An 11,868-nucleotide genomic window follows, 5' to 3' on the forward strand; every position below is an offset into this window, starting at 1 on the left:
ATCCTGTACTGTCCCGAAATTTTTAAAATTAACGTTTAACGCTAATATTGTAAGAACCTGATGACAATGTCAAGACAATTGTATTGTTTTCGACTTTGTAATTTGATGAAGATTTGTCTATTTTATTAGAATTTAAACTCACATTAGTAATACTATTTGTTGGCAAATAAACTAATGCGGTAGTATTTGCCGGAATTGTAATTTTCCATTGCAAAGCCTTTTTATCCTTTTTCCAATCACTATTAATCGTTCCGTAAATAGATTCGTAAGATGCGTTTACGTATGTTAAGCCCGTTTCGAAATCTGGTTTCATAATAATTTGTTTGAAACCCGGAGTTTCAGGATTACTCTTAATGCCGGCCATATTTTCATAATACCAAATCAATAAATCGCCCAAAAGCATTACGTGATTTTGCGAATTCATTTTAGGATCGGCAGTGTTTCCATTCCATAATTCCCAAATAGTGGTTGCGCCATTTTTGGCCATATAACCCCAACTTGGGTACGTGTCATTTGAAGCCAATTTGTAACTCAAATCAGGTCTTCCATATTCAGATAAGGTTCGCATTAAAAATTGCGTTCCAATAACTCCTGTACTAATATGACCTTTGTAAGTTACTTCGACTTCATGAACTATATTATCAAATACTTTAGACTGAAGATTTTCCGGAACCATTCCAAAAGCTAACGGAAGTAAATTTGCCGTTACGGTATTATTGCCATAATTATTTTTTGCTGCATTAAAAAACTTGGCATTAAATGCTGTTTTAATTCTTTCAGAAAGTGAGTCGTAATATTTAATATCGTCAGTATTATTTCCGTCAATTGTTGCAAACTTTTTCATTTTTTGCAATAAATGATAGTAAAATGCACTCGCAATTAATTCTCCGTTTGTGGTTCTTGCTGAGTCTTTTGAGTGAATTAATTCTAATGATTCTGGCGGAACACACCAATCTCCGTATTTGTCTTTGGTCATTAAATCCTTAACCAAATAATTTTGTTCCATGTAAACAATCCATTTTTTCATGGATGGATAATGCTTTTCTACGACTTTTTTATCTCCAAATTGCTGATACAACATATCAGCAACTGTAATATAAGTTCCGGGCCAGGTTACATTGTCTCCGTAATAACGCCAAAATGCAGGCGCAACATCCGGAATTCCACCATCGGCAGTTTGTGCGTTTTTAATATCATCCAGCCATTTCGCGTATAAGGTTTGATTATCGAATAAAAAGCTTTCGCCATAAGCTCCGGTTGTTCTGTCTCCTAACCAAGGCTGACGCTCGTTTCGTTGCGGACAATCGATTGGCATTCCTTTATAATTTCCTCTAATTCCCCAATATGCATTTTTAAAAATCTGATTCATTATCGGATTAGAAGATTCAAAAGTTCCAGTTGTTTTAATATCGTCATAAACTACCTTTCCAACAAAATTATCTATAGTTGGTTTAGTTGTAAATCCGGTAACTTCTACAAAACGGAAACCATGAAATACAAAGGTTGGCTCCCAAGTTTCTTCGCCTTCACCTTTTAAAGTATAAACATCTGTAGTTCTTGCATCGCGTAAATTTTCGATATACAAAGATCCATCGGCTTGTAATGATTCGGCAAACTTTAGCTTTATTTGGTCTCCACTTTTTCCTTTCACTTTTAGTTGTAACCAGCCCACCATATTCTGACCCATGTCCAAAATATAAGTTCCTCTAGAAGTTTGTTTGATTGAAATTGGTTTTACTTCTCCCATAATTTTCATATTCGGAGTCATTTGAGCTTCATAAAAACCACCCGGTTCTTGCACATATTCAGCCAAAAACCATTTTTTATCATCAAAATTGGTAGTATTCCAATTTTTCATTTCTTTGCGTGCATCGTATTCCTCGCCATCATATTCATTATTAGATAAAATAGGTCCGTTTGTAGTTACTTTCCAGGTATCATCAGTTCTAATAACTTCTTTGCTTCCATCTGTATATTCTACAAATAGTTGCAACGCCATTTTTGGGTATCCAAAAGTTTTAATTTTATAGGGCTTAAAATCCTGACGCATCGTAAAAAAACGTCCGTTTCCTAAAATAGTTCCCAACATATTTTTGCCTTCTTTCAACTGAGAAGTCACATCAAAAACATTGTATTTTACATTTTTAGTATAATCTGTAGGAACGGGTGCCAAAACCTGATCTCCAATTTTATTTCCGTTAATGTATAACTCATACAAACCCATACCCATGATGTAAACCTTGGCACTTTTGATTTGCTTTTTTAAGTTAATTTCTTTTCGAAAGTATCTTGCTGATAATCTTGAATATTGAGTAATACTATCTCCAATTGAAGCTTTTTCGTAACCAATCCAACGTGTTGATTTCCAATTAGCATAATTCAAAATTCCCATACTGAAATGAGCTGAATTTGCCGATTGAATTTCGCCTTTGTTCGTCCAGACAATTACTTTCCAAAATGCATCTTTTCTGTCTTCTAACTTTTTTCCTTTATAAGTAACATTGCTAGATTGATCGCTTGTTATTTTTCCACTGTCCCATAAATCGGCTTTATTAGCATTTAAGTTTTCTAAAGTCGAAGCAACGATAATTTGATATGCGGTTTGTTTTACATCATTCACATCTGCTTTTATTTGCCAGCTAAGTCTAGGCTGAACGACATCAATTCCTTCGGGATTATTGAGCATTTCGCATTGCAATTCGGTTACGTTGATTTTATTTTGGGCTTTCGCCGAAACTGAAATCAATGTTATGATGATGAATGTAAGATGTAAAAAAAACTTTTTCATGGTATTATATTTTATTGTCTTTGCGATGATTGTATTTCACGCAGATTTTGCAGATTTAAGCTGATATTTGCAGATTTTATTCTCATATTTCTCATGTCAGAAAACCACAAATTATCCACATAATAATAATAATAATAATAATAATAATAAAATCCTTTTTAATCTGCTTATATCTGTTTAAAATCTGCGTGAAAAAATTCAGCCTAACTATTTTCAATTTACTCAGAAACCAACTTCTCCAATCTCTCAGAAACCGCAATTTGTTTTCCGTTTTTAAGGATTCTGAAACCTTTTCCTTTTTTATACTTTTCTCCGGTTTTATCCCAAATAATTGTAATTATATTGCCGTGATACAAAACATTATCCAAACAAAACCAATCCCATTTTTCTTGTGGAATCAACGGATTTACTTCTATCTTTTCATCTGCTCTCGGGCGTAAACCAACCAAACCTGTAATCATCAAATCATTAAAAGTTGAATGGTTGTAATAACGGCTACGCTCTCTGTCGCCCATTAACCAATATCCGGTTGTTTCGTCTAAATATTCACCAAGATAAGGTCTTCCTCTGTAATATTGTGATTCTACATACAAATTCATTTGTTTGAAATAATCTGTTTTACCAACAAAATTCTGATCGTAATTGTTCAATACATTCGCCAAAGCGGTTAAAGTCTGTGAACTTGCAAAAGGCCAAATTGCGCCATCCCATTCGCATGTTCCAGTTCCGTGCGATCTAAAACGCGGACTTCTGCGTTCTGCTGTTGTTAAACCAAAAGGAGCCGAAAATCCTTTTTCGTCCTTAATTTGTTCCCACGCTTTTTCGAAACCTTTGTCTTTTTGTGGTAAATTAAAATACCATGGGATAAATCCAATTGCTTCTCTTACCTGTGCTAAAGTGTCTTTTTCTGTAAAAGTTTCAAAAAATTCACTTTTAGTATTCCATAATTTAGTTTCAACTAATCTTTGTAATGTATCGGCCTTTGCCTCAAAATAACTTTCTTGTTTTGCATCTCCTTTTAGTTTTGCAATTTTAGATAATGCCACAGCATTTCCAAACATATAACTATTTATTGTCGGGCGTGCATTTCTAAATTTTCTGGCTCCACTTAACGATTCTTCCATTCCGTCTTTTACATCAAATTGCCAGAATAAACCGTCTTTACGTTTTCTATCACCTTCCCAAGCTGCATATTCAGCAACCAAATCAGGATACATATCTAGTAAAAACTTATCATCTTTATTAACCAAATAACGATTGTACAAAGCATCTGCTGTCCAACTGCTAAAAGTACGAAGCTTTTTCATTGGCTTTCCGTCGTTTCCTCTAAACCATAAATGAACATCCTGCTCTAAATATTCAGGATTGTGCAACCATCTAAATTCGTTGATATGATGTCCCAAAGCACAACTTATCATATTGTATTTATCAGCATACGAACGATCTACCAAAAACTCTGTAATGGCATATCCTTGTGGTGTTTTTTTGATATGTTTACGAGCGCTCCACCAACGGAAATAATAGATTTCTTCAAAATTTTGCTGCGGACATTCAAACAATGGAATATTTTTTTCCATCCATGTCCAAGCCGAATCATTTGGAATTGCAAATTTTAAATTCTCATCTTCCATCGTGTTGAAATAATCAACATAATGTTTGAAGCTTTTTTCTTTTAAGATAACTGCTGTTCCTTTTGAATGGTTTGCACCTGTTTTGCAACTGCTATTTAAACAAGCAATTACTATTGAAAGGGCTATTATTTTATGTTTGAAATGTTGTAACATGTTTTGTTCTAATTTATTCTTTTACAAATTGTGCGCAAACCCGACAGGTTTTAAAAACCTGTCGGGTTTAATACGTTATATTTTAATTCCCGTAAAAAGTGAAAGTCTGCCCTGCTTTCATATTCACATCGTAAACATTGTAATTTGGCAATTTTACCTTTTCCAGTTTCGCTTGATCCGAAATAATCGGTTTCTTTACTTCAACATTATAAAATAAAGGATTTGGATTGTTTCCTTTAGCTTTTTTGATTGAAGAACCTTTCAACGTATTCTCTACTTTCAATCTACAGTTTCCACCTATTTTCGAATAGATTTTTAACTCTAAAACCTTATTGTTTTTCCAAGTCATATCGATTACAAATCCGCCTCGAGTAACTAATCCTTTGATGTTTCCGTTTTTCCACACACTTGGTAAAGCGGGTAATAACTGAATGGCATCTTCCTGACTTTGCATTAGCATTTCGGCAATTCCTGCCGTACAACCAAAGTTTCCATCGATCTGAAATGGTTGATGTGCATCTAACATATTTGGATACGTTCCGCCGCCTTTTCTTTGTTCTGCTGTTACCAAATGCAATTGATCTTGTAGCAATTTATAGGCATGATTGCCATCTAATAATCTTGCCCACCAACAAACTTTCCAACCCATTGACCAACCTGTAGATTCGTCGCCTCTATAATTTAGAGAGTTCTTAGCGGCTTCAAATAATTCTGGTGTTTTAATTGGTGAAATCTGATTACTCGGAAATAATCCATACAAATGCGAAACGTGTCTGTGTTTGTCTTCCGGATTATCCCAATCGTCCTGCCATTCTTGCAATTGACTGTATTTACCCACTTTCATAGGTGCCATTTTGGCTAAAGCTTCACTTATTTTTTTAGTATAAACTTCATCAGGAGAAACAATTTTTGAAGCTTTTATTACATTCGAAAAAAGATCAAAAACCAATTGATTGTCCATTGTTGTTCCCGAAGCTATTGTTGCTTTTCCAGTCCCGCCTGCATGTGTGTTTTCTGGAGAGCTTGAAGGTACAACAACCAAATATCCTGTATTAGGATCGATTACCATAAAATCTAAAAAGAAGTCTGCTGCTCCTTTCATTATTGGATAAATCTCTTTTAAGTAATTTTTATCACCTGTGTACAAATATCTTTCCCATAAATCCTGACTTACCCACGCACCACCTGTTGGCCACATTCCTGATGCTGCCGAATCTACGGGTGCGGTTACTCGCCAAATATCTGTATTATGGTGTAAAACCCAACCGTTTGCATTGTACATCATTTTGGCTGTTTCAGCACCTGTAACACTTAATTCTTTTGCCATTTGTATAAACGGCTCGTGCATTTCTGAAAGATTAGTTACTTCTGCAGGCCAATAATTCATTTCGGCATTGATGTTTGTAGTGTATTTACTGTCCCACGGTGGTGTAACCATATCGTTCCAAATTCCTTGCAAATTGGCAGGTTGACCACCCGGTTGTGAGCTTGAAATTAAAAGATAACGTCCGAATTGAAAATATAAACTTGCCAATTGCAGATCGAATTGTTTAGAGAAATCTCTAATTCTTTCGTTTGTTGGTCTTTTCGCTAATTCATTTGTTCCTAAATCAAAAGAAACTCGATTGAAGAATTTTTGATAATAATCAACATGAGCTTTTTTTATGGTTTCAAAATCTTTTACTTCGGCTTTAGCCAAAAATTCTTTGCTCTTTGCAATTTCATCGCCTGATATGTCTTGGTAGTTTTTGAAATTGGTTGCTATCGAAATGTATAAAGTTACTTGATCAGCTTTATTAATGCTCAAAACTCCATTGCTGGCGTTGATTTCTCCACCTTTATTTTTAGCGGACAATCGTCCCTGAAATTTCACTTTTCCTTTTACGCTTTCAAAATTGGTACCTAAACCAGAAAGTATAATTTGATTTTCTTCTGTCGAAGCTACCGTTTTATCAATTGGACTGTTCATGAAAACGTTACAAGTAATTTGTCCCGGCTGACTGGCGGTAAGTTTTACCACAATAACCTGATCTGAAAATGCTGTTAGAATTTCTCTTGTAAATTCGACACCGTTTACTTTGTATTTTACTTTCGCAGTGGCATTGCTAATATCTAAATCTCTATAATAATCAGTATATTTTTGATGTCCTGCAAAAGAAATATAAACGCTTCCAAAAGTTTGATAAGGCATTCCGTCGTTGGTTTGCGACATGATATCTTGCGTTGCCAGTTCTTGTGCTTCATCAAATTTTCTGTCAAAAATTAATTGTCGAACAATTGGCAAAGCTTTTAATGATTTCGAATGTGCGTTGCTGTTTGGTGAACCTGCCCAAATGGTTTCTTCGTTCAATTGCAAACGTTCCACAGCAGGATCTCCAAAAACCATCGCGCCCAAACGACCATTACCTAATGGCAAAGCTTCATTCCAGATTGCAGCCGGTTTATCGTACCAAAGTTTTAAATCGTTTGTTGTTTGCGCTGTTACTGTAAAGGAAAAAACTCCAAGACAAATTGCCGTTATTTTATTTTTTATCTTCATAATATTTCTTTTTGCCACGAATTACACAAATTGGCACTAATTTCTTTTTTATTTTGCCACAGATTAAAAGGATTTACACTGATTAAAAATTTGCTTGATCTGCTATATCTGTGTAGAAAAATTACTCTCGCAGATCTAGCAGATTATGGAGAGAAAAAATCCTTCCAATCATTTTAATCTGTGGCAGAAAAAATAACCGCATTGCATTCGTGTAAATTCGTGCAATTCGTGGCAAACCTTTTTTACTTCTTAACTTCGTAAATTTTATTATTTTTCTCTTCAAACATTTCATATAATTTATTGATATCCTTCAAGGCATTTTTAGGTAAGTTTTCAGCTTTATTTCCAAAAACATATAATTTATCATACGGTTCAATTACACAAGTCGATTCGTCGATTTCACCTTTTGCATTTTTGACTTTATTTAAATCTAAACCTAAATATTTTGCCATAAAAGGATATAAAGCCATTCGCTTAGAAATTCCAAAATCGTGTCCTTCTTTTGCAAAATGAGCATTTTCAACTAAATCTTTTTTACCATACAATACATAAGTTCTTTGGATGAAAGGAAACTCTAATTCCGGAACTGCAAGCGTCCAGTCTTTTCCGTCAGAAACTATTAATTGTGGTTTTGGTGCCATCATTGCTGAGATTTCGGCATTATTGGTTCCGTTTCCGCAAAGGTGAATTCCACGACCGCTTTCGCACGGGCAACCTCCAGAAAAATGTGAAGAAACCATAACAACCGGAGCCGAAACTGTAATTCGATCGTCTAAAGCTGCTAAAAACATAGTGTGTGATCCTCCGCCAGAACCGCCCGTAACGCCAACTCTTGAAACATCGGCGTTTTTGGTTGTTGCTAAATAATCTAATAATCTAATTCCGCTTAAAACCTGAACGGTTGACGCAATGCTATTTCTATGTGTTTCTTCAGGAAATTGAAGTAATGATTCTCCCCACGCAAACAAATCGTAACTCACTACAATGGCTCCCATTTTTGCCATCATAGCGCAACGATACTGTTCGTCTTTTCTATATCTTCCGTCACCAAAATGTCCGTCTGGCGTTAAAATAATAGGTGCTTTTTTATTAAATGGATAAGGTCTATATATCGAACCGGTAACATAAACGCCCGGTAAAATTTCTAATCCAATATTCTCAATGCTATAATCTTTATAGATTCTTTTTGGTGTTAAAATAGGTTTCGATTTTGGCATTGGTGGTGCTTTGTCCAATCCAAATGATGTTATCATACAAGCTTTTAATTCTTTCTTGCGTGCTTCCCATTCTGTTACATTCGAATATAAAGTAGTCAAGTAATCTAAACGCTCTTTTCCTTTATCCACCGAAACTTTATGATTCTCATATTTTCTGATAATATAAGTTCCGTCAGGTTGTTTAAAATACATTAATTCAAACGGAGCTAAAATATTGGTTAACGAAATAGCCAGATTTCCAGGTTCAATTCTCCAATCGGCATAATCCAGTTCTTTTCCTTTTAATAAGCCTCTATCGTCGTTTATGGTAACATGAAAAGCTTTTTCGATTTTCTTTATCGTTTCCCAAACTGGTTTCCTAAAATTTTCATCGGAGGTTATTTGTGCATTTGAAATTGTCAATGCAAAGAATGAAATTGCTATATATATGTGTTTTATTTTCATTGTTTTATGGTTTATTAAACTAACTTAAAAATTGAACGCGGATGACACGGATTTACTTCGTAAAGACGCAGATAAAAACGGATTTTTATTTTTTACTTTTTAAACTTCTTTTTAAATTACCTCCTGCTTTAGCTGGAGGTATATAATTTGATTTTGTAATAGGCTTTAGCCAAACTGATTAATTTGGCTAAAGCCGTGTAACTTAAATATTTTAAATCTCCAGCTAAAGCTGGAGTCTATTCAATATGTATTCTATCAGAATTAAATAAATCCGTTTTTATCCGCGTCTTCGCTTTAGCGAATCCGTGTAATCCGTGTGCTATATTTCGCATTCAATGGTATAACTTCCTGATCCAAAATTTAAATACTTTGTCACTTTTCCATTTACTTTAACTTCTGAATTCTTTTCATTTGGCAATTTTATTGTTGCCGATGTATTCACAGGTATTTCAACTTTCAGAATTAACTTTCCGTCTTTTTTCTCCCAAGCCGAAGCAATTTCGCCATAGATTGATTTATAGGTTGCTTTTACAAAAGTCATATCTCCAACAACTTGTGGCTGAATAAAAAAATGTTTGAAACCCGGATTTTGATCGTCTGGAACAATTCCGGCCAGACTTTGATAAAACCATTCTTCAATTTGCCCAAGCATAAAATGATTCCATGAATTTCCTTTTGTTGGATCCCATTGTTCTGTTAAAGTTGTTAATCCAAATTTTATCTGAAAACCATAACCCGGTGCATCGTAATGATTGTTCATTTTATACATCGTTTCGTTTTCTCCATTTTGAGCCAGTGCCTGAAACAAATAGCGATTTCCGACATCGCCTGTTGTTAATCGATCGCCTTTTGCTTTTATATCTGCTAATAAATTTTGCATTACTGCCGCTTTATACTGTGGTTCTACAATTTCCATATAAACAGGAACTGCATTACTAAACTGGCTATTTGTACCGTATTGTTTGGTTTCAGCATTAAAAAACTCCTTGTTAAAAGCGGTTTTTATATCTGCTGTTAAGGTTTCGTATTTAGAAATATCCTCGGTTTTATGCAACATTTTTGCTGCTTTTGCGACCAAACTTGCTCCATAAAAGTAATGTGAAGTTGCCGAAAGTGCTATTGGACTATTTTTTGAATATCCTGCTGCATGTGTTCCGTAATCGTACCAATCGCCTAATCCGTGCGAAACGATATGATTTGTAGCCTTGGTTCCCAAATAATCAACATACTTTTTCATTACAGGATAGTATTTTTCGATTAACGAAGCGTCTCCATAATATTGGTAATACATCCATGGTAAAATTACTCCTGTTACGCCCCATTCTGGAGAATCGGTAAAATCGCCTCCAAAAACTACATACTCGGGAACAATTGTTGGGATTAAGCCATTTTCTCTTTGCGAATCTTCGATGTTTTGCATCATCGCAGGAATATAACTTTCGAGATTATAATTGAACATTAATCCCGGGCCGTTTAAATGTACTTCTTCTAACCAACCCAATTTTTCGCGTTGCGGACAATCTGTAAAAACACTCTGAAAATTACTTTTTATAGAATTATTTATCAGTTCGTGCGCTTTGTTGAAAATTACATTTGAAGATTCAAAAGTTCCGGCTTCACCTGCTGAATTATAAATGAAATTTGATTTTATATCGACCAATGTTGGCAAATTTTTATCTAAAGTTTTTTTATAATTAATATTTTCAATCTGAACGTATTGATAACCATAATAACTAAATTTTGGTTGCCACTCTTCTACGCCGTCGCCTTTTAAAGTATAATCATAATAATACGGTTTTCCTGATCTTCCCTGCGCTATAGTTCCGTCTTCATTTAATCCTTCCGCAACCCAAACACGAATGGTTTGATCTTTTTTTCCTTTTACTTTTATGGTTGGAAATCCCGAAAGATTTTGTCCCATATTAAACACATAAAAGTTGGGTTTAAGTTCTTTTACAGAAGCAACATTGTATTGTTTTTGAATTGTAATTGGTGGAGCCGTTTGGGCTCTTAAAACTCCTTTTGGCGCTTCCTGAACTACAACTTTTTTCCAGGTTGAATCATTAAAACCTGTTTTGTTCCAATCTTTTTGCTCTAAATTGGTATTGTAATCTTCTCCTCCAAAAATACTATTGTAGGTAATTGGACTTTTACTGTATTTCCAAGTTTCGTCAGATTTTATGATTTCTTCTGAACCATCTTTATACGTAATTTTCATTTTAAAGAATAAGGTTGGCGGACCAAAACTCACAAAAAACTTGGTATATCTTTCGGCAAGCGTATTGTACATTCCGTTTCCTAAAAGTACTCCAACAGTATTATCTCCTTTTTTAAGTTGTTCTCTGGATAATTCGTAGGTATTATAATTAACCGTTTTATCGTAATCTGTCCATAATGGAGCAAATTCGCTATTCCCTATTTTCTTGCCATTAATCGTTAATTCATAATGTCCTAAACCCGAAATATAAACAACGGCTTCTTTGATTTCTTTTGCTACTTTAAAAGGTTTACGAAGTATTATACTTCTGCGCGATAAAGAGTCTGAAGCATTTATAATAGCATCTTTTTTCTCTCTTTTATAAGTTGCCGAGTGATAATTCCGACCTTCCGGTAAATGACTGTCGGCTTTTGTAATTGCTCCAATCCAAATTGGATCTAATGCTGAATCTAAAGGCGCTATTCTAAAAGTTGCGGTTTTACTCCATTGCGAAACTTTAAAATTTTGATCCCATACTTTTACTTTCCAAAAATATTTGGTTTCGCTTTTTAATGGGCTTCCGCCAAAAAGGATTTGAAGATTTTTAGCTGAATTTACTTTCCTGCTATCCCAAACATCAGCTTCGTTTTTCTTTAATTTTTCTTCAGTTGATGCAACTAGAATTTGATACGCTATTTGCGAAGTATTATTTTCTTTTGAGGTTAACTGCCAGCTTAGTCTTGGCTGTGTATGAATTACTGCAACAGGATTTTCAGTCATTTCGCAAGTTAAATGAACAACGGAAACTTGTGCATTTGAAACTAATGCTATTAAAAGGAGGAATACTATATATTTTAAATTCTTCATTTCTTATTGTTGCTATTTGGTACACGGATGAC

General features: G+C 34.5%; 5 protein-coding genes. All 5 read right to left on the reverse strand.

What is annotated here, in order from left to right:
- Positions 1–28 precede the first annotated feature (28 nt).
- The 5 genes from IW18_RS21070 to IW18_RS21090 all read right to left on the reverse strand — a co-directional run bounded on the left by IW18_RS21070 (position 29) and on the right by IW18_RS21090 (position 11,836).
- Entirely contained in the window at positions 29–2,788 is a 2,760-nt protein-coding gene (locus IW18_RS21070) for a glycoside hydrolase family 78 protein (protein WP_041520175.1), read from the reverse strand.
- 218 nt (positions 2,789–3,006) lie between these two features.
- Positions 3,007–4,572 (reverse strand): MGH1-like glycoside hydrolase domain-containing protein, encoded by a 1,566-nt coding sequence (locus IW18_RS21075; protein WP_041520176.1) that lies wholly within the window; start codon positions 4,570–4,572, stop codon positions 3,007–3,009.
- A gap of 82 nt (positions 4,573–4,654) precedes the next feature.
- Positions 4,655–7,111, reverse strand: a complete 2,457-nt coding sequence (locus tag IW18_RS21080) for a glycoside hydrolase family 95 protein (RefSeq protein ID WP_052480263.1) — start codon at positions 7,109–7,111, stop codon at positions 4,655–4,657.
- A 242-nt stretch (positions 7,112–7,353) separates the two neighbouring features.
- Positions 7,354–8,772, reverse strand: coding sequence for an alpha/beta hydrolase (locus IW18_RS21085; RefSeq protein WP_041520177.1), 1,419 nt, complete (start codon positions 8,770–8,772; stop codon positions 7,354–7,356).
- Positions 8,773–9,091: 319 nt separating this feature from the next.
- Complete coding sequence (locus IW18_RS21090; RefSeq protein WP_041520178.1) at positions 9,092–11,836, reverse strand: glycoside hydrolase family 78 protein; 2,745 nt, start codon at positions 11,834–11,836, stop codon at positions 9,092–9,094.
- Positions 11,837–11,868 lie beyond the last annotated feature (32 nt).

This window comes from Flavobacterium hibernum (genome assembly GCF_000832125.1).
GTDB classification, from domain to species: Bacteria; Bacteroidota; Bacteroidia; order Flavobacteriales; family Flavobacteriaceae; genus Flavobacterium; species Flavobacterium hibernum.

Excerpts from the sequence above, each read along its gene's own strand:
- IW18_RS21070 (WP_041520175.1), bottom strand. The coding sequence starts at position 2,788 with ATGAAAAAGTTTTTTTTACATCTTACATTCATCATCATAACATTGATT.
- IW18_RS21085 (WP_041520177.1), bottom strand. The coding sequence starts at position 8,772 with ATGAAAATAAAACACATATATATAGCAATTTCATTCTTTGCATTGACA.
- IW18_RS21075 (WP_041520176.1), bottom strand. The coding sequence starts at position 4,572 with ATGTTACAACATTTCAAACATAAAATAATAGCCCTTTCAATAGTAATT.
- IW18_RS21090 (WP_041520178.1), bottom strand. The coding sequence starts at position 11,836 with ATGAAGAATTTAAAATATATAGTATTCCTCCTTTTAATAGCATTAGTT.
- IW18_RS21080 (WP_052480263.1), bottom strand. The coding sequence starts at position 7,111 with ATGAAGATAAAAAATAAAATAACGGCAATTTGTCTTGGAGTTTTTTCC.